General features: G+C 42.7%; 13 protein-coding genes. 8 read left to right on the forward strand and 5 right to left on the reverse strand.

The features are described from left to right. The first annotated feature begins 178 nt into the window (after window positions 1–178). The 6 genes from ABJH64_RS00870 to ABJH64_RS00895 all read left to right on the forward strand — a co-directional run bounded on the left by ABJH64_RS00870 (window position 179) and on the right by ABJH64_RS00895 (window position 9,442). Window positions 179–961: a hypothetical protein gene (locus ABJH64_RS00870; RefSeq protein ID WP_348275152.1), complete on the forward strand. Its 783-nt coding sequence runs from the start codon at window positions 179–181 to the stop codon at window positions 959–961. A gap of 122 nt (window positions 962–1,083) precedes the next feature. Continuing rightward, on the forward strand, window positions 1,084–2,574 hold the full coding sequence (cysS, locus tag ABJH64_RS00875) for a cysteine--tRNA ligase (protein ID WP_348275151.1): 1,491 nt from the start codon (window positions 1,084–1,086) through the stop codon (window positions 2,572–2,574). Further along, window positions 2,564–3,541 (forward strand): M28 family peptidase, encoded by a 978-nt coding sequence (locus ABJH64_RS00880; RefSeq protein ID WP_348275150.1) that lies wholly within the window; start codon window positions 2,564–2,566, stop codon window positions 3,539–3,541. Before cysS ends, ABJH64_RS00880 begins: the two co-directional genes overlap by 11 nt. Before the next feature lie 157 nt (window positions 3,542–3,698). Then, window positions 3,699–4,736, forward strand: a complete 1,038-nt coding sequence (locus ABJH64_RS00885) for a LacI family DNA-binding transcriptional regulator (protein ID WP_348275149.1) — start codon at window positions 3,699–3,701, stop codon at window positions 4,734–4,736. Next, window positions 4,726–5,871, forward strand: a complete 1,146-nt coding sequence (galK, locus tag ABJH64_RS00890; protein ID WP_348275148.1) for a galactokinase — start codon at window positions 4,726–4,728, stop codon at window positions 5,869–5,871. The genes ABJH64_RS00885 and galK overlap by 11 nt, the downstream gene beginning before the upstream one ends. Before the next feature lie 127 nt (window positions 5,872–5,998). Further along, entirely contained in the window at window positions 5,999–9,442 is a 3,444-nt protein-coding gene (locus ABJH64_RS00895) for a ThuA domain-containing protein (protein WP_348299228.1), read from the forward strand. Window positions 9,443–9,801: 359 nt separating this feature from the next. Here ABJH64_RS00895 and ABJH64_RS00900 read toward each other — a convergent pair whose 3' ends face one another. After that, window positions 9,802–10,551: an NIPSNAP family protein gene (locus tag ABJH64_RS00900; RefSeq protein ID WP_348276014.1), complete on the reverse strand. Its 750-nt coding sequence runs from the start codon at window positions 10,549–10,551 to the stop codon at window positions 9,802–9,804. Between the two features lie 65 nt (window positions 10,552–10,616). Then, window positions 10,617–10,985, reverse strand: coding sequence for a transmembrane 220 family protein (locus tag ABJH64_RS00905; RefSeq protein ID WP_348276015.1), 369 nt, complete (start codon window positions 10,983–10,985; stop codon window positions 10,617–10,619). A gap of 119 nt (window positions 10,986–11,104) precedes the next feature. On the opposite strand from ABJH64_RS00905, the gene ABJH64_RS00910 reads away from it, so the two are divergent. Then, the gene (locus ABJH64_RS00910) at window positions 11,105–12,793 is read left to right on the forward strand and encodes a mechanosensitive ion channel family protein (protein WP_348276016.1); all 1,689 of its coding nucleotides are present in this window, start codon (window positions 11,105–11,107) and stop codon (window positions 12,791–12,793) included. Between the two features lie 102 nt (window positions 12,794–12,895). On the opposite strand, the gene ABJH64_RS00915 is transcribed toward ABJH64_RS00910, so the two are convergent. From ABJH64_RS00915 to ABJH64_RS00925, 3 genes are all read right to left on the reverse strand, one after another. After that, window positions 12,896–13,897, reverse strand: coding sequence for an SMP-30/gluconolactonase/LRE family protein (locus ABJH64_RS00915; RefSeq protein WP_348299230.1), 1,002 nt, complete (start codon window positions 13,895–13,897; stop codon window positions 12,896–12,898). Between the two features lie 222 nt (window positions 13,898–14,119). After that, a complete protein-coding gene (locus ABJH64_RS00920) occupies window positions 14,120–15,586 on the reverse strand; it encodes an arylsulfatase (protein ID WP_348276018.1) in 1,467 nt (488 codons plus the stop codon). A 28-nt stretch (window positions 15,587–15,614) separates the two neighbouring features. After that, on the reverse strand, window positions 15,615–16,877 hold the full coding sequence (locus ABJH64_RS00925; protein WP_348276019.1) for a TIM barrel protein: 1,263 nt from the start codon (window positions 16,875–16,877) through the stop codon (window positions 15,615–15,617). Between the two features lie 1,078 nt (window positions 16,878–17,955). Here ABJH64_RS00925 and ABJH64_RS00930 point away from each other — a divergent pair. Continuing rightward, window positions 17,956–20,076 (forward strand): bifunctional aldolase/short-chain dehydrogenase, encoded by a 2,121-nt coding sequence (locus tag ABJH64_RS00930; protein ID WP_348276020.1) that lies wholly within the window; start codon window positions 17,956–17,958, stop codon window positions 20,074–20,076. Window positions 20,077–20,087 lie beyond the last annotated feature (11 nt).

Here is a 20,087-nt window from a genome sequence, read left to right on the forward strand (position 1 = left end):
AGTTTATAAGACCAAGAATCAATTCCCTGGAGGAATCCACCTTTATCCATCTGCAGTCAGAACGAGTTTGAAATCCTGAGGAAATAATTTTCGGGAACTCAAAATACCAGACACTTTTTTAACATTAATATTTCACTATTTCCTATTTTTATAATCTTGATTTTAAAACACTTAGCATATGAATAATACTCTAAAGTCCTTTTTCGCTTTTGGTGTAATTTTATTACTTGCTAGTTGTGAGGTTGGTCCAAAAGAGGAAGATTTTTTGGAAGCCAAAATAGAACCATACTATTCCTTGGAACAACTATTACTAAAAGCTGTTCCGTCAGAGAATAAGCCCAATCGGGTCACTCATTATCAGCTGGAAAGTTTTATTAATCATAATGACATCTATTATGACTCCGAGGATAATGAGCTATTGAATGTTAACCTCAACGAATCATTAGACACCACCGGGATAGTTCTTTTCGTTTATTCAGACGGGTTACTCTTGGAAAAAAATGCCTATCCAAAAGACGATAGCGGGTATGAATTGACAGAAACCTTCAAATACCATTATAACTCAGATGGAAGCTTACATCAAATAACAAGAAATGGGGGAATCCACATGCTTTATAATTATAATGATGAGGCACTTGTCAGTGAAATCATTTTTGGACCCAATACAAATCTTTCGGAGGGCTATTACTTTTATTACGACGAATCAGGTAGAATTACGCGCCAAATCTGGGGTGTTTCTGATCAGCTAGAATCTCCTATCAGAGATTGGCATTATATCTACAACGAAAGTGGGAAACTCATATCCAAATCTATTCCTGTTTCCAGCCTTGATAATTTAGAGCCCATGTTTGTCTATTCTTATGATAATCAAGGTAGAATGACAGAAGAATTGGAGCTTAATCCGGAATATGGCTTTTCACCTTATTTTAAAACTATATATAGCTACAGCCAGTCGAATTGAATGGTATACAAGCTAAATTTAATTCCCTTTCATTTCCCCACTCGAATCCCCTATTTTGCAGCCTGAATCAATTTCGGGCCAGATCCGTTGTTGGTTTTTGATACTTAGTACAGATTCTACCAATGAAGTCGAATAATCTCAAATTATACAATACTCTTTCACGCCAGAAAGAGGAGTTTCAACCCATCAACCCGCCTTTCGTAGGCATGTATGTCTGCGGACCAACCGTTTACGGAGATGCACATCTTGGACACGGACGACCTGCTATCACCTTTGATACTGTTAATCGCTACCTGACCCATTTGGGATTCAGGGTTCGCTACGTTCGCAACATCACGGACGTAGGTCACTTGCAAGGTGATGCCGATGAAGGAGAAGATAAAATTGCCAAGAAAGCTAAGTTGGAACAACTAGAACCAATGGAAGTTGCCCAACAATATACTGACAGCTACCATAGAGATATGGCGCTTTTAAATACTTGGAAACCGAGCATCGAGCCTCGAGCAACAGGTCATATACCAGAGCAGATTGCCTTAGTTGAAGCGATTTTGAAAGAAGGATTGGCATACGAAATCAATGGATCTGTTTATTTCGATGTTTTGAAATACAACGAGACCAGCAACTATGGCAAGCTTTCCGGGCGTGATTTGGAAAATCTCTTGAGTGGTAGCCGCACACTAGATGGCCAAGATGAAAAGCGTAACCCTGTAGATTTTGCACTTTGGAAAAATGCCTCACCCGAGCACCTGATGAAGTGGGATTCTCCCTGGGGCGTTGGTTTTCCAGGCTGGCATCTTGAATGTACAGCCATGAGTTCCAAGTATCTGGGCAAGCAATTTGACATACATGGAGGCGGAATGGATCTACTTTTCCCTCACCACGAATGTGAAATCGCTCAAGGAAACGCTTGCAATCATCAGGATCCTGCGAAGTATTGGATGCACAATAACATGATCACCATCAATGGTCAGAAGATGGGTAAGTCTCTGGGCAATTTCATAAACCTTCAGGAGCTTTTTACCGGAAATCATAAACTTCTGGATCAGGCGTACAGCCCAATGACTATCCGTTATTTTATCCTGACGGCGCATTACCGCTCCACCTTGGATTTCTCCAACGAGGCACTTCAGGCTGCGCAAAAAGGCTACAAAAAGCTGATCAATGGACTGAGAATTGCAAAAGCACTCAACTACGAAGCAAGTGATGAAAAGCAAGATGAGGAACAAATCAAACAGGTGGAGCAACTAATTTCCAATGCTTACCGAGCGATGGATGATGATTTCAACACGGCGCAGGCAATTGGTCATCTCTTCAATTTGCTGAAGAAAATCAACTCCATATACACCGGACAATTGAAGTCATCAGTATTTGGCGAGGAGGCTTTCAACATTCTGATTAATACATACAGCACTTTCGTATCAGATATTTTAGGATTGATAGAAGAGAAATCAGATGCACAAAATGAAATGCTGAAGTTGCTTTTGGATCTGTATGCTCAAGCGAAAACTGCTCGGGATTATGCTAAAGTAGATGAAATCAGAGCGGGATTAAAGGCCTTGGGTTTTGTAGTAAAAGACATGAAAGATAAAATTGATTGGGCATATGAAGAATAGATTTTGGTTGGTTGGTTTGCTTGCCTTTGCTTGGGCATGTAGCAATCCTGAGCAAAAAACAGAGACAGTTGAGCAAGCTCCGGCTAAGCCTTACCCTACATTTAACCCGGATTCTGCCTATGCCTTTGTGCAAAAGCAGGTTGATTTTGGCCCAAGAGTACCAGAAACAGAAGCCCATACAGCCACAAAAAACTGGTTACTTTCAAAGTTTGAGAGTTATGGATTTGCGGTTCAAACTCAAGACTTCGAAGCCAAAACCTATGATGGCTTATCTTGGGATTTGAGCAACATCATTGCTTCCTACAATCCTAAGGCTACCAAGCGGATTCTGCTGGCAGCGCACTGGGACACCCGTAGAATTGCGGACAAAGATACCGAACGAATGGACGAGCCTATCGACGGTGCCAATGATGGAGGAAGTGGCGTGGGTGTTCTGCTAGAAATCGCTCGCGTGATAGGATCGCAGGAACTCAAGCCAGAAGTTGGAATCGACATCATCCTATTCGATGGAGAAGATGACGGCGAGCCTGAATTAGCCACCGATCGAGATAACAGTCAAATCTGGTGGTGTCTAGGTTCTCAGTATTGGTCCAAAAATAAGCATAAGCCAAATTACGCTGCCTACTATGGCATCCTGGTAGATCTGGTCGGTGCAAAAGGCGCGCGTTTCTACAGAGAAGGCTATTCACGCCAATATGCCTCAGGAATTTTGAAAAAAGTATGGGATAATGCGCATCAGATTGGTCAGGGAGACTTTTTTATCTATAAGGACTCCCCAGAAATCTTGGATGATCATGCCTTTGTAAATGAATTTGCAAAGATTCCAATGATAGACATCATCGAGTTTTCACCAGATTTTGGTTTTGCTCAGTATCATCACAAACACAGTGACAACATGGACATCATTGACCGCAGAACTTTACAAGCGGTGGGAGAAACGGTTTTATTTACGATTTACCAAGAGTAAAGCTTATCTTACCGACTATAATCATTCAGTATTAGGTGATTTTAGCGAGGTGGATTCAATCTCTCGTAATTAGCTGAAGACAAATTAGTCGATTAGATCTAATGGTCAATCCAAAAGCCAAATTTTGAAATGCCGCTGAAAGACAAATGATAAACTTATGAAAAAAGGTCATCAGGTCACGATGAAAGAAATCGCCAAGAAGTTGGGTTTTTCTGTATCGACTATTTCCAGAGCACTCAAGGATTCCCCAGAACTTCATCCCGATACGAAGAAGCGAATAGTGGAAATGGCTAAGGAAATGAATTACCAGCCTAATCTCCTTGCTCAAAGCCTCAGAATTAGTCGCACCAACATCATAGGCGTAATCGTCCCGGAGATCACTTCCCATTTCTTTGCTTCCTGTGTATCCGGTATCCAAGATCAGGCAAACAAGCGGGGGTACAACGTGATGATTTGCCAATCCAATGAGACATTAGACCTTGAAAAGGCGAACATCAGAGCGTTAGTTTCCTCTCAGGTAGATGGATTGCTTATCTCCTTAAGTCGGGAAACCAATAAATACGAACACCTCCTGGATCTATACAATAGAGAGATTCCATTCTTACTTTTTGATCGGGTCAATGAAGACATCCCTGTATCCCGTGTGACATTTAACGATGAAGGCGGAGCATACCAAGTGACCAAACACTTACTTGAAACTGGTTGCAAGCGTATCATGTACGTATCAGGGCCAGAGGACCTGTATATCAGCAAAAAACGCAAGGAAGGTTATCTCCACGCATTGAATGAATTTGGAATTAGCCCAGAGCCTGAGCTGATCAAAATTTCTGACTTAACTACTGACGGAAATATCAAAATAGCTCAGGAGATAGCTGAAATGGCATCTCGACCTGATGGGGTATTTTGCATGATAGACCCGGTGGCATTGGATATTTTGACTTTTTGGAAATCCATCGGAATAAAAGTACCGGCAGACATGGCGTTGGCGGGATTTACGAATAATCCTACAGCTGCTGTGGTAGAACCACCTCTGACTACCGTAGCCCAGCCTGGGTACGAAATGGGCAAGCTGGCTGTGAGTCATCTACTCGATCAGCTAGAAGGATTAGCTTCTGATGACCCCATTTCCATCGTACTTGAAACCACCTTAGTTCCACGTCAATCGACCAAAGCGTTGACCAAAAATGAAAAATAAAGTTGCCAGTACCTTCGAGCGTATTTTTGAAAGTAAACCAATTTTGGCTTTCGCCCCCGGAAGAATTAATTTAATAGGTGAACATACAGATTACCAAGAGGGCTTAGTTTTTCCAGCCGCGATTGAACAAGGGATCTGGGTGGCGATCCAAAAAAATAACAGTATATCCTGCCAACTTTTCTCTGAAGATTATCAGCAGGAATTCGTCTTTGACATCAACTCATTTTCCCCAAAAAAAGGCCATTGGGCAAACTACATCATGGGTGTAGCCTCCCAATTCCAGCAGGCTGGATATGTATTGACCGGGTTTGATTTAGTGATAGGAGGAAATATTCCTGCTTCTGGACTTTCCTCTTCCGCGGCACTTTCTGTGGCTGTGGGCACGGCATTGAGTGAGTTATTCAATCTCAAAATCCCTAAAAAATCAATCGTCCTTTATGCCCAAAAAGCCGAGCATCTATTCGCAGGGGTCAAATGCGGCATCATGGACCCTTATGCCTCTGCCTTTGGGGTAAAAGATCGAGCACTTTTATTAGACTGTAGATCAACTACACATGTTGACGTGAAAGCCGATTTTGGCGATTATTCCTTGCTCTTGGTCAATTCCAAAGTGAAGCATAGTCTGGCAGATTCTGCCTACAACAAACGAAGAGAGGCCTGTGAGGAAAGTGTCCGGATATTACAGCCAACTTTTCAAAAAGCTACAACGCTGAGAGACATCCCTTCAAATGACCTAGCTCAGGTCCAACACATCCTTCCTTCTCCTCTTTTCCCGAAGGCAAAACACGTCATCACCGAAATCGAGCGCGTCAGACTAGCTTCTAAAGCACTTGAAGCAAATGATTTAAACCATTTTGGGGAATTGCTGAAAGCATCTCACAAAAGTTTGAGTGATGACTTCGAAGTGAGCTGTGCTGAACTTGATTTTCTTGCAAACGAATCCTGGAAATTGCCTGGCGTACTAGGGTCAAGAATGATGGGAGGAGGCTTTGGAGGTTGCACTATTAATTTGATCTCCAGATCAAGTATGGAACAGTTTCAATCAGAAATTTACAGCAAATACAAGAGCCAGTTTGATATTGAAGCTGAGTTTATTCCTGTCAATATTTCTGAGGGGGCTAGAATCTTAGAATAATTCACCGCTTAAACCAGCTATTGTTTCAAAATGACAATAGCTTGAAATTATCTAAAAAAAATCACCAATTTGTAAGCTCAACGCACAACTGAGTAGCACTACCCATATACCCAATAATAAAAAACCTATGTATTTCTCAAAAAACCTAAGAAGCCTACTGCTGATTGGACTCATTGCGAGCGTGGGATTCTGGAGTTGTAACACACGCTCCGGAAAACCAAAAGTGCTCGTTTTTAGCAAAACAGCAGGATTTCATCATGAATCTATTCCTCAGGGAATTGAAGCAATCACCAAGCTGGGAGCTGAAAATGACTTTGAAGTGGATACTACCACGCAAGGATCCAGCTTCAACGAGCAAAACCTTTCGCAGTATGCAGCTGTAATTTTCCTAAGCACCACTGGAGACGTGCTTGACCCAAATCAAGAAGTAGAGTTTGAGCGCTACATTCAAGCCGGTGGCGGATATGTCGGCATACACGCCGCAGCGGATACAGAATATGAGTGGAGCTGGTACAACAAACTCGTGGGCGGCTACTTTTCCGATCATCCAGGCATCAACGATCCTCACCCGAATGTACAACCTGGAAAAATTACCGTTGTTGACACCAAACACCCTTCTACCTCATTCCTTCCATCACCTTGGGAGCGTACAGACGAATGGTACTCCTACCAAAAAATGAATCCGGACGTGAATATTTTATTGACATTGGATGAGAGCTCGTATCAAGGTGGACTAGATATGGGCGAGCACCCTATCGCCTGGTATCATGACTACGATGGAGGCCGTGCTTTCTACACTGGCGGTGGCCACACCAACGAATCGTTTACTGAGGAACTTTATCTTACCCACTTATTAGCCGGAATTGAGTATGCGATGGGTGGCAATAAAAAGCTGGATCTATCGAAAGCCAAGAGCAAAAGAATTCCAGAAGAAAATAGATTTACCAAAACTCCACTAGCCATGGGCGCTTTCACTGAGCCTACGGAAATGACCATTCTTCCTAATCTGGATATCCTGGTAGTACAGAGGAGAGGGGAAATCTTATTTTTTGACAATGAGACTGAGGAGCTAAAAGAAGTGGGTAAACTGGATGTTTACTGGAAAACAGATGTAAAAGGGGTAAATGCAGAAGAAGGCTTGATGGGGATTCAGAAGGACCCAAATTTCGCTAAAAACGGGCACGTATTTGTTTATTATGCACCTACAGGAGCAGCAGAAATCAATAGACTATCCCGATTTACCTTCAAAAATGACACCTGGGATATGGCTTCTGAAGTGGTTATCCTTGATGTACCTTCTGACCGTGGTATTTGCTGTCATACGGGTGGATCTATCGCTTTTGATAAAGACGGAAATTTATTCCTTTCTCTAGGCGACAACTCCACTCCTTTCAATCAACCGGATTCAAAATTCACTAATAACGGGTATGCTCCTCTAGATCAGAGACCAGGAAACGAGCAATATGATGCACGTAGATCATCCGGAAATGCAAATGACCTAAGAGGTAAAATCCTCCGAATTAAAGTTCAAGAAGATGGATCCTACACTATTCCTGAAGGTAATCTTTACCCAGAAGGAACTGAAGGAACTAGACCTGAGATCTATGTGCAGGGAAACAGAAACCCATATAGAATCTCTGTAGATCAGAAAAATGGATTTTTGTATTGGGGGGAAGTTGGTCCTGATGCGAATGGCGACAGTCTTGACACTCGAGGCCCAAGAGGCTATGATGAGTTGAATCAAGCCAGAAAAGCAGGCAATTTTGGATGGCCATTTTTCGTGGGCAATAACTATGCTTACCGTGAATTCGACTATGTGACAGGAGAGTCAGGCGCTGCTTTTGATCCAAACGGACCTAAAAACACCTCGGTAAATAATACTGGCAAAACGGACTTGCCAGCTTTGGCCCCTGCATTCATCTGGTATCCTTATGGTGAATCAGCCGAGTTTCCACAGCTAGGATCCGGAGGTAGAAATGCCATGGCTGGACCGGTTTATTATTCTGACCTATACACCGCAGATACAAAGTTTCCTGATTATTACGATGGCAAAATCTTCATTTACGATTGGATTAGAGGTTGGGTAAAAGCAGTTACAATGAATGAAAATGGTGATTTTGAAAAAATGGAGTCATTCATGCCAAACACTAAATTCAACGCTATCATTGACATGGAAATGGGTCCAGATGGAAGAATCTACATTCTGGAATATGGCAATGGCTGGTTTTCTAAAAATCCTGATGCTGGACTTTCCCGAATTGATTTCAACGGAGGAAACAGGGCTCCTTCGGTTTCTCAAATTTCTGCAGACAAAACCTCAGGATCTAATCCTTTGACTGTCACATTCACTGCTACTTCTTCAGATCCTGAAAATGATCCAATGACATACGTTTGGGATCTAGGGAACGGCGAGACAAAAACAACGGAGGTTCCAAGCCTGACGCATACCTTCAACACCATTGGTGAATACGAGGTAAAAGTCACCGCTAAAGACCCTGCAGGTTTGACAGGAACTAGTTCCATTGCAAGCGTTTACTCTGGAAACATAGCACCGGAAGTGGCTATAGCTATCAACGGTAATCAAACCTTTTATTTCCCAGGCAAGAAAGTAAACTACTCTGTGTCCATTTCGGATGCTGATAATCCTGATGCTGCTTCTGATCTGAGTACGCTCTACATTTCTGCTGACTACATCGAAGGCTTAGACAAAGCTGAATCAGACATGGGACACAAGGTCATGACTGAAGCGATGTTGGGCAAATCCCTGTTCACTACCTTGACTTGTAAAACTTGTCACAAAGAGGCGGAAGCTTCTGTGGGTCCATCTTATTTGGATGTTGCCAAAAAATACAGTGAGAAAGACATAGACTACCTAAAGAATAAAATCAAAAATGGTGGCGGAGGAGTTTGGGGAGAAACAGCCATGCCTGCCAACCCAGACATGAAAGACTCTGACCTGAATGCATTGGTAGCTTATATTCTTTCTCTGGATCAAGTAACGACACCTTCGCTACCTGCTTCAGGATCTGTAGATGCTACCGCTGGGAAGAACCCAACTACTTCGGGAGTCTTGATGTTAACTGCTTCCTACACAGATCAAGGAGGCGAAAACATAAAACCTCTAACAGGCTCAACTACGGTACTTCTAAGGAATAACACCATAGATATGGGAACAACTGGGGAATATACCGGCGGCTACAGCAGCATGAATTACGATGGTAACAACCTAGTGGTGGTTCCAAAAAATGAAGCCTCCTTTGCTATCAAATCAATAGACCTAACCGACATCACTTCTGTGACTTCCACAGCTGTGACCATAGGTGATCTTGGTGATGAATATGTATTTGAACTTAGACTAGACAGTCCAACTGGCGAATTATTAGGCTCCACAACCTTCGTTCAGTCATCTGCTAATGGATCTGCAAATGCACCTAGCTATAGCCAATTTACCATCCCACTAGCAGGACAGACTGATGGAAAACCACATTCATTATTCGTAGTGACAAAGCCTAAAAACACAGGCGGAAGCGGAACATTTGTCGTGGCCGGAATGACCTTTAATTCAAAATAAAAGCATCTTAAAATCAAAAAATCCAACCTTGAACGATCAAGGTTGGATTTTTTTTGTCGATTATTTATTAGGATTAGTGAATTGTCTTTCGGCTCCTCCCACCGACTGAATTCAGAAATAGTATATTCCTATCCGGCTTTGCCGAGGATTATAAATCGTATCAATCCTTCGGATCTTTGTCCAACTCCTAATTATGGAAATGCTATAGAGATGTATTTTAAGTTTTCTACCAGTAAAGTGGAATAAGCAATGTAGCAAATGTTAAACTTAAGAATTGAGGCCGCTTCGGTCATCGGTCTTCCAACCAGATAAGCAAGGAATATAAGCTGACTGGCATTATTGCGGATAATCCTATTCACTTATTTCATAGGAGAAAAAGGCAAGGTCTTCAAGAAAACAGCATCTACTTTCTCTACAATTTTTCCATCAGCCTCAGAAGCATCCCGAGCTTTAGCCCATGCGGGATCTTTGATAAAGTTCTGAAAATCTCTTTCGAAAGAAGCCTGGTCCTTATCCCCTAGCAAATAAATAAGTTTTGGCTGTGAACCATCTTTCTCCACAGTCACCCAATACGGATAGTTTTTCAGACCCTGCTTTTCAAACAATTCCTGGGTATGATCCCTGAACCTTCTCAGCAAATTATCCAAGCGTCCATCTAAAGCGGTGTAAGTTCTCATTTGAAAAACCCCGCTAGCCTGAGGTTTCGGTGTATCATTAAGGCCTTGCGCAAGTTTCATAAAAGTCTGCTCCACACTTTTTACCAGCCCACCGTTCACTTCAGACTCCTTCTTAGCTATTTGCCAAGCTGGGTCATTGGCAAACTTCTCCCACATCCGATCTCGTGATTTTTCATCTGGATAACCCAAGATGTAGGTCAGCGAATTATCCGTAGTGTCAACAGGCAGGAAATAAGCGATATTTTCCATACCACTTTTCTCAAAAAGTGCCATCGTATGGTCCTGGAAGCGCTTGATCAAATCCTGAAGCTTGCCTTCGCTTGCGTAATATTTTCTTACCTCAAAATAGGTAGAACTACTTCCGCTGAGCTGCTGCGCAAATCCGCTGAAGGAAAAAAGTAAGGCTAGAATACTGAGAACTGCTATTTTCATGGTTATTGGGTTTGAGTGAAAATGTTGTGTGTAATAAAAGCTAGTGATGCTGCCACTAATATAGATTAGGCGGGTGTCTTCCAGGCTTTCCAGAGTGCTGGACTCAATACCAAAGCGATAATAAGCAATCCGAACGTTTCTCGTGCCTCCTCCATTTGCGGAGTTTTCATCGTAAGGTCATGTTGCTCTATTTCCTGTGTTATCCAATCCCCAATGCCCCCGGGGTAAAAATAAATGGCACCTACTACACAAATCACCACCACTACTGTAAGGGGTATTTTCGGAAAAACACCTCGTGTACCCAGTAAACAGAAAATCATAGCTACCGCATAAATACTTACCCAAACCTCAGGATCTGGATCATTGAATTGCCAATAAGCAAACAGCGCGAAAATGAAAATCCAGAGTCCAAAATAAATTTTATTAAACTTCATGATATTTTTACGTTTTGATCAAAACTACAGAAAACAATGAAAATTACTTGCTTTATTCGCAGGTGATTCAATCACAAAATCCAACAAATCTCCACTAATCAGACCAAATAAGGGCGACTATGAGTGATCTAACCATGCAACTCAAGAAACAGGCTTATAATCTCCTGCTCAGTATTTGTTGCGTTTTCACATTTTCATCAGCTCTTTTTGCACAGCAAATAGAAGCCGACACGCTCGCTGATTCCCGTCCACAGCTTCAAGCCCAGAAATTTCCAGTAGTATTTTTCTCAGACACTATATTTTACATCGGGGAAAAGCTGGGTCCTTTCTCTGCTGCAGAGCGAGCTGAAAATCAAAGTAAAAAGCTGAAGCTGCTGATTGAAAATGATGAGCTGGATACCGCATTGCTAAGTATCAATGTAGGTGAAATGGATATAGAAATCATCCACGGCGAGCAGGTATTAAGCAGCATTACCCAGGCTGATGCGACCTTGCTGGGCAAGGACAAAACCGTCCTTGCTGAAGAGTATGTTGCGGCCTTGAAAAGAAGCTACACCACCCACTCAGGTGAAAACACCTTCAGTAAAAACCTGACTAGAGCTGGTTTATTGGTATTGATATTCGCAGTCCTCTTTATCCTGGTGAAGTTTATCAACAAAGGGTTTAATAAGTTGATTGATTTAATCTTAAGGAAATGGCATCATTTCTTCAAAGGAATCAAGTTCAAAAACATAGAAATATTATCTGCAGAGCGAGAGGAAAAAATGTTTTTTCTAGTGATGCGAGGGATCAAGATCTTCCTGATTTTTCTGCTACTCTACCTTTCGCTGCCTATCATCTTCAGCATTTTCCCAGCTACCAAAGGCTTAGCCACTACGCTTCTTACGTACATTACTTCGCCGGTGAAGGCTATTGTATCTGCTTTCATAGGATATCTACCCGAGCTATTTATGATTCTTGTGGTGATGTTTATCACTTTTTACATCGTGAAGGGAATCAATTTTATCTCTGGAGAAGTTCAGCGTGGAAATCTTAGCATCCCTGGTTTCTATCCTGAATGGGCCAAACCAACTTTTAATCTTTTTAAGATTATCATCATTGCTTTTTCCTTTATCGTCATTTTCCCTTACCTACCGGGATCTGACTCCCCTGCCTTTCAGGGCGTAAGTGTGTTTTTAGGATTGTTGATTTCACTGGGTTCCTCTTCAGCCATAGCAAATATTATTGCTGGATTAGTAATTATCTACATGCGGGCATTTAAGATCGGAGACCGGGTGAAGATCGGTGATACGGTAGGTGATGTAATTGAAAAAACCATGCTGGTGACACGCTTACGCACAATCAAAAATGAAGAAGTAACTATCCCTAATGCTTTTATCCTGGCAGGTAAGACGATCAATTATACGCTAGAAGCAAATTCACCAGCTTTGATTCTTCACACCACTATCACCATCGGCTATGATGTGCCATGGAGACAGGTTCATGAACTTCTCATCGGAGCGGCTTTGGCAACTGACAAAATACTCCAAGAACCTGCGCCTTTTGTGCTACAAACTAGTTTGGATGATTTCTATGTGAGCTATCAAATCAATGCTTACACCGCTACGCCATCCAAAGCTGCGGTCATTTATTCGGATCTTCACGCCATCATACAGGATGCATTTAATGAAGCCGGAGTGGAAATCATGTCTCCACACTACCGCGCCGCGCGGGATGGAAATCATGTTACTATTCCGCCCACTTATTTACCTGAAGACTACAGCAGTCCGGCTTTTAAAGTAAATACCAGCGCAGAGAAGTATAAATAAACTTTCCTCTGAAGTACGTTTACCTCCAGGTCCGATCACCTTATCAGCCACCAGAACAGCTGCTCGTTTTAATTCCAGGCGCCTGTGCCAGATTGCTGTTCCTTAGTTTATTTTGATTCGCATCAGAAAGGCGTCTGCAGTCATATACAGATACTTTTCCTCACTATCGAAAGTGCAGTTCGAAGTACCCTGCCCTGTCAAAATCGTTCCTAGGTGTGCTCCTGCTGAACTGATCACCCAGATACCTCCAGGTCCTGAAGCAAAAATAGTCCCTGAGCTATGAACAGCTAGCCCATCAGGCAATCCTGGGCCAGATTCTCCTACGGCTGCAGTAGCATCCAATAACACCTTTCCATCAGTCACACTCCCATCTTCATCCAATTCAAAAGCAAAATACCTTGCTTTTTGGGCATCGGATTGTGCCACGTAAAGTGTTCTCTGATCTGGACTCAGCCCTATCCCATTGGGGCGATTCAAACTATCCAAAAGCAAATGCAAGCTTCCATCCGTATCCAATCGATAGACTCCTTGAAAATCCAATTCCTTCGTATCCCAATCATCCAAACCGTAGGGAGGATCGGTAAAAAAAATCTGCCCAGACTTGTTGAGAACCAAATCATTAGGACTATTGAATTTCTTACCCTGATAGTCTGACACCAAAGCCGTAAAATCAGCTGTAGGTGAGGAAAGCGAAGCGTTCAGCCTGGCAATTCTTCTTTCGCCATGTTGGCAAAGAATCAAATTTCCAGCTGCATCTAATGCCAATCCATTTGCACCTGGCTCTTTCTTAGTTGCCTCTGTACCCAAATATCCGGAGGGCTCCAAAAACAAACTCAGACTATCTTCTTCAGTCCATTTCCAGATCTTATTGGTAGGCACATCAGTGAAAATCAATGCTTTCTGATCCGCTAACCAAAGAGGTCCTTCCGCCCATTCAAAACCGGATGCTAGCACCTCTATTTCTGCTCCTTCGGCTATAAAGGTGTTGATCTCTGACGTCAACCTCTCTACAGATCCTACGGTAGCATAGCGAGATTCCTCTTCTGATATCTCAGCAGTTGACTTTGTTTCATCGCATGCAAAAGCTGATACAAGGAGAAACATAAGGACAAAATTTTTCATGACTATTAATTTCATTGATCCGTTTTCTAACTGGACAATACTTATAAGCTAATGATTTATTATGACTTAAGCAGGATAGACAAGGATGCTGCGCTACTGTCTCTGTTCTATATTCAGATATTCAAAAACATTACAATAGATAGATTGGGTATGAAAAGGCGGGGCTTGTTCTCCGTCTTTTCTCATTTAAAAGCAAGTAGAAATTTAATTACGCTCGGCTGGAAGCAATCCGAAAATCGGATTTGGAGTATGTGATGAATTCATCAACTTTTCAAGCTCAGCCACTTTCTCTGGATTTTGTGCAGCAAGATCATTCTCCTCTCCTATGTCCACGCTTAAATCATAGAGCTCTATCGTAGGTTGATCACTGCCAAATACCTGGAGTTTTACGGCTTTCCATTTTCCTTGTCTCACAGCCTGCTTACCTCCCTGCTCGTGAAATTCCCAGTAGAGATACTCATGTTTTGGCTGATCATTCTGGGACAGCATGGCAGGCAAAAAGGAAATCCCATCAATATCCGTTGGGATATCAGCACCAGCTACCTCAGCAAAAGTTGGGAGTAAATCCCAAAAGGCAGAAACATGATCACTCTTCGAACCTGCCTTGATCTTGCCCGGCCACCACGCAATCATAGGCGTACGGATTCCACCTTCATACAAGTCGCGCTTATGACCCCTGAAAGGACCATTGCTATCAAAAAAATCTGGATCTGCGCCGCCTTCTTGGTGAGCCCCGTTATCCGAAGCAAAGATGATCAGCGTGTTTTCTGTCAATCCCAACTCATCCAGCTTGGCCATTACCTCGCCTACATAGAGGTCCAGTCTCTCCACCATAGCTGCGAAAGCCGCGTGAGGTGTGGGATGCGACTGATATGCAGAAATATTCATGTCCGGCCCATATTCGGAGTTTTTGCGCGCTGGATGGGGTTTTTCATCACCGAATTTGGCTCTGTACTTTTGGATAATCTCATCTTCTGGAGCAGCCAATTCCGCATGAGGCATGACGATGGGCATAAAAAGGAAAAAGGAATTGTCTTTATTGCTTTCTATAAATGTGATGGTTTCTTTTTGAATGACATCTGGAGCGTAAGTGGTTTTTTCTACCCAGCCATTTCCTTCCAAAACAATTTTGTCACTGTTGTGCCAAAGGTGCGCTGGATAATATCGATGCGCGTAGCGCTGACAGTTGTAGCCATAGAATTGCTCAAAACCCTGCTGATTTGGATCGCCAGTTGTCCCTACAAATCCCAACCCCCATTTGCCAAAAGCCCCGGTTTTATAGCCTACGCCTTCCAGCACTTTAGCCACAGTAGTCACAGAATCTGGCATGGGGAATTGACCCTCTGGCTGAACTTCACTATTGCCTCTGATAGGTGTGTGACCGGTGTGTAGCCCGGTTAAAAACGAAGATCTGGATGGAGCACAAACTGTCGCCCCAGAATAATGATCCGTGAAGAACATCCCTTCCCTTGCAAGCCGATCAATGTTTGGTGTCTCTATATAGTGTTGACCTAGAAAACCCAGATCCCCATACCCAAGATCATCTGCCAGTATGAAAATAATATTTGGCTTCTTAGCAAGCTCATCGGTTTTCTTTTCTTTGGCTTCGCAACTGAAGAATAAAGCAGCAGCAAAAACTGCTAAAAGCTGGAGAATATTGTGTTTTAACATGCCCCAAGATACTAAGATTTGATTCTGACTAAAAAATGGTAGGATGGGATTTTCGACCTCTATCCTGAACCAGTTTATTGCGGATCATCAAAACCCTATACGCCTCTAAAGGTTCTACCACCCCTCCTGCACGAACCCTCGCTTCACAAACTAAGGGTCTCACATCAGTCAAATAGGCCCGTTGTAAAATTTCCTGTGCTCGAGATTCCTCTCTGCTTTGCTGACATTCTTTCAATTTTTCCCTATCTACCAAGAGTGCCTTGGTGTAGGCAATCGTAATTGTCTCAAGCGCCTGAATCAAATCGACCAGCGGATCTTGCGTATTATAGCTCGCGTCGATCATCCATGAAATACTATCCCAAGCCTGTGCACCATCTTTGTCTCCACTGATCAGTTCACAGAAAATGAGAAAGAGCTGATAGGGTTTGATACTTCCCGGATTGTGTTCATCATCTCCATATTTACTGTCGTTGAAGTGGAAACCTGCCAGAAGATTTTGGTACATCAGTGTGGCTACTATTTGCTCAATATTAGTTTTGGGCAAATGATGTCCGAGGTCAACAAGTACTTTTGCACGTTCCCCCAAACGCTTGGCAAGCATGGATGATGTCCCCCAGTCAGGGACCACCGTGTGGTAGCAATTGGGTTCAAAAGGTTTGTATTCAAGCATAAGCCTCCAGTCTGAAGGCATAAATTCGTAGATTTCGCGAAGTGATTCCTCCGTCCAACCAAGCGTACTTCGAAAGTCCGATTGTCCGGGGTAATTGCTCCCGTCAGCCATCCAAACAGTCAGCCCCTTACTTCCCAGCTTTTTGCCAATGCTGATCACCTCTTCGTTATGAGCAATTGCCTCATCTCGAATTGCCTTGTTGAGATTACCCAGAGAACCTAGTTTAGCATATTCTTTTTGATCTTTGGAACTAGTACTATTCATGGTATCAAAGTCCAACTTGAGCTCATTCGCCAGCTCTTTTACCTCTGCAAAATCCTCTGGCATATCCTGCGGAATATAGACAGAAACTGAATTTGTCCTACAGGTCAGTTGCTGCAAAAGCCCTATATCCTCTAGCTTTTCACTCAAATCCCTAGGCTCACCACCCGTCCTGGATTTCTTCTTGCTACCATTTCCCAAAGCTGCACTAGGAATAGCGATCTGAAATTCCTGAATCTTGCGGATGATTCTCTCAAAATCTATGTGATGATTGGAGAATTGCTCACGCAAAAGTTCCAAGGATCGAAAATGAAATCCGGTGAAAGAAAATGAGGCTAATTGATCTTCTGAAATTCTCATGTGTAGGCTAAGACTGTTTACTTTTTACTCATTTTGGTTAAAAAAAGAACATACTAAAAGAAAGGATATTTTGACAAAAACTCCCTTGTTTACCCAGTAAGTGGCTCATTGGAATAAGCCTTCGCTTGATTTAGTCTCCTTGTTTTTTTCCATACTTCACTTTCCACGTTTCCAGGATCTTTTCTTTTTCCCTTGCCAACATGCTCGGTAAGGCAAATGAAATGGGTTATTGAAACTCTTTTCCGTGACCTGGTTGTCAATGACTGTTGAAAATCTTTTCAGAAATGAGTGTTACGTAGGCTAGTGTGAAAAACCAGATGACTCACGAGCTAGGTGTTATAAAACAAACATTTAACCAAAAAACTTTCTGCTCTCGGATGCTGATTTGGTACTTGACTGAGTGTAAGGGCAGATATCAAATCCCGATCAGTAGAATCATGACCAAAAAGGTCTCGCTATGATTCTCAGGCATTCTGCATTTAACTTTTTAGATTAGAGTATCTATTTGAATCTAGGAAAACTAAAATTTATATATATAATTATCCGCAATAATGCCAGTCACCTTATTTTCCTTGCTTATCTGGTTGGAAGACCGATGACCGAAGCGGCCTCAATTCTTAAGTTTAACATTTGCTACATTGCTTATTCCACCTTACTGGTAGAAAAGCGGATAATCATATAAATGTAGAACCGCTTTGTTACCTGCAACGGACCGCAAGCAGTGTAGAGTTTGTTGAATCTTAATAAACTTCTGGGAATAGTGGCCAATATAGACTTCGGTCCTGATAAACGAAGGAATTTTGGATACTGGTAAGCTTGCAGATTAGTATAAAAATTAATTCTTCTATTCAAAAAATCATCCTTTTACCCTACACCACGCACTTGCACAAAACAGAATATAATTCCAAAACAACCTTAAAAACATTCTATAAAAAAATCAATTAAGGACATCACAAAATTTAAACTTGAATTACAAGACATTAGGTAAATAAAAATTTTCAAGGAAGTCAAGACAGCACAGGATACCTGACGTGATCTTTTCACCCATATTCACCATCAGAACAATCTGCTAAACGCAATGAGCATAACAACACAAAAATTTAAGCATGTAAGTTACCTCTGGGATGATGCCGTAGCATCAAAACTTGAGGGAAAAGAAGTTGATCTTCTAATATATCGTTCAAATATCCTTGGAGCTGATCTAAGAATCACCAATTACGGTGGCGGAAACACCAGCTGCAAAACCTACGAAGCAGACCCATTGACAAATGAGCAGGTAGAAATCATGTGGGTCAAAGGTTCAGGTGGAGACATAGGAACTTTAAAAAAGTCGGGGCTGGCGGGTTTATACGTTGACAAACTTCGTGCATTGAAAGGTATCTACCGAGGTTTGGAATTTGAAGATGAGATGGTGGAGCTATTCAATCACTGCATCTATGACCTCAACTCTAAAGCTCCATCAATCGACACGCCTTTACATTCGTTTTTACCTTTCAAGCATATAGATCACCTTCATCCGGATGCAGCGATTGCTATTGCTGCCGCAAAAGATGGAGAGCAGATCACACAAGATCTATGGAAAGGCCAGATCGCTTGGGTACCTTGGCAAAAGCCAGGCTTCGATCTTGGACTTCAACTGAAGCAAGCATTGGATGAAAACCCTGGAATCCGCGGCATTATGCTCGGAGGTCACGGACTTTTCACCTGGGGTGATACTGCGTATGAGTGCTACATCAATAGCTTGGAAGTAATCGAAACTGCTTCTGAATACCTAGCTCAGAATTATGGCAAAAAGCGTCCTATTTTCGGTGGTGAGAAAGTACAATCTCTGCCTACAGATCAGAGAAAAAGCCAAGCTGCTAAACTCGCTCCCGTTTTGAGAGGCCTTGCTTCCTCGGAAAATCTAATGGTCGGTACTTTCACCGATGCTCCAGAAGTGCTTCAATTCATCAATAGTCATGATTTGAGCAAATTGGCTCCCATGGGAACAAGCTGCCCAGATCACTTTTTGAGAACTAAGATTTCTCCGCTCGTAATGGACATCGCAGCGGATGCTGACCTCTCAGACCTTTCTGCCATCAAAATGCAACTGGAAAAAGCCTTCCAAGCATATCGTGAAATGTATGCTGACTATTACCAAAAGCACAAGCATGCCAATAGCCCAGCGATGCGTGACCCGAATCCGGTGATCCTAATCTGGCCTGGAGTCGGAATGTTCAGCTATGCTAAAAACAAGCAGACCAGCCGGGTGGCCAGCGAATTCTACATCAATGCTATTAACGTGATGCGTGGTGCAGAAGCAGTTTCCGAATACGTTTCTTTGCCTCTGCAGGAAGCATTTAACATAGAATACTGGCTACTTGAAGAAGCAAAACTTCAGCGTATGCCTAAAGAGCAGCCACTTTCCAGAAAAGTAGCCTTGGTAACAGGAAGCGCGGGAGGAATTGGCCTGGCTATAGCTGAGAAATTTATCCAAGAAGGCGCCTGCGTGGTCGTGACTGACATTGATAGTGATAGACTTCAGCAGACTGGCGATGAACTTTTGAAAAAATACGGCAAAGATGCATTTCTCACTGTCAAGTTAGATGTGACAAATGGGGAAAGCTTGGCATCAGCCATGGAAGCTACTTGTCTTCAGTTTGGGGGAGTGGATATCATGGTGAATAATGCTGGGATTTCCATCAGCAAAGGGTTCGAAGATCATACCGATCAGGACTGGGATCGACTGAACGACATCTTGGTCATGGGCCAATATCACATCTCCAAAGCTGGTGTGAAAATCATGAAGCTGCAGGGCCATGGTGGAGATATTGTCAACATCGCTAGTAAAAATGGCTTGGTTGCTGGCCCTAAGAATGTGGCCTATGGCACTGCCAAAGCCGCTCAACTGCACATGTCTCGCCTGATGGCAGCTGAATTGGCTGAGGACAAAATCAAAGTCAACGTAGTAAATCCTGACGCAGTAATCGAAAACTCCAACATCTGGGAAGGTGGATGGGGCGAAAATCGCGCGAAAGCCTATGGTATAGAAGTGAAAGATTTGCCTCAGTTTTACGCCAACCGAACCTTATTAAAAGAAAGCGTGAAAACCAGTGATATCGCAAACGCAGCATTTGTCTTCGTCAGTGGCCAACTGAGCAAATCCACTGGAAATATGCTAAATGTGGATGGTGGCCTCGCTGCCGCATTCCCAAGATAGCAGATGAAATA

This window comes from Algoriphagus sp. (assembly GCF_039969895.1).
GTDB lineage: Bacteria > Bacteroidota > Bacteroidia > Cytophagales > Cyclobacteriaceae > Algoriphagus.

Excerpts from the sequence above, each read along its gene's own strand:
- cysS (WP_348275151.1), top strand. The coding sequence starts at position 1,084 with ATGAAGTCGAATAATCTCAAATTATACAATACTCTTTCACGCCAGAAA.
- ABJH64_RS00910 (WP_348276016.1), top strand. The coding sequence starts at position 11,105 with ATGAGTGATCTAACCATGCAACTCAAGAAACAGGCTTATAATCTCCTG.
- ABJH64_RS00895 (WP_348299228.1), top strand. The coding sequence starts at position 5,999 with ATGTATTTCTCAAAAAACCTAAGAAGCCTACTGCTGATTGGACTCATT.
- ABJH64_RS00920 (WP_348276018.1), bottom strand. The coding sequence starts at position 15,586 with ATGTTAAAACACAATATTCTCCAGCTTTTAGCAGTTTTTGCTGCTGCT.
- galK (WP_348275148.1), top strand. The coding sequence starts at position 4,726 with ATGAAAAATAAAGTTGCCAGTACCTTCGAGCGTATTTTTGAAAGTAAA.
- ABJH64_RS00905 (WP_348276015.1), bottom strand. The coding sequence starts at position 10,985 with ATGAAGTTTAATAAAATTTATTTTGGACTCTGGATTTTCATTTTCGCG.
- ABJH64_RS00900 (WP_348276014.1), bottom strand. The coding sequence starts at position 10,551 with ATGAAAATAGCAGTTCTCAGTATTCTAGCCTTACTTTTTTCCTTCAGC.
- ABJH64_RS00870 (WP_348275152.1), top strand. The coding sequence starts at position 179 with ATGAATAATACTCTAAAGTCCTTTTTCGCTTTTGGTGTAATTTTATTA.
- ABJH64_RS00880 (WP_348275150.1), top strand. The coding sequence starts at position 2,564 with ATGAAGAATAGATTTTGGTTGGTTGGTTTGCTTGCCTTTGCTTGGGCA.
- ABJH64_RS00885 (WP_348275149.1), top strand. The coding sequence starts at position 3,699 with ATGAAAAAAGGTCATCAGGTCACGATGAAAGAAATCGCCAAGAAGTTG.
- ABJH64_RS00915 (WP_348299230.1), bottom strand. The coding sequence starts at position 13,897 with ATGTTTCTCCTTGTATCAGCTTTTGCATGCGATGAAACAAAGTCAACT.
- ABJH64_RS00930 (WP_348276020.1), top strand. The coding sequence starts at position 17,956 with ATGAGCATAACAACACAAAAATTTAAGCATGTAAGTTACCTCTGGGAT.
- ABJH64_RS00925 (WP_348276019.1), bottom strand. The coding sequence starts at position 16,877 with ATGAGAATTTCAGAAGATCAATTAGCCTCATTTTCTTTCACCGGATTT.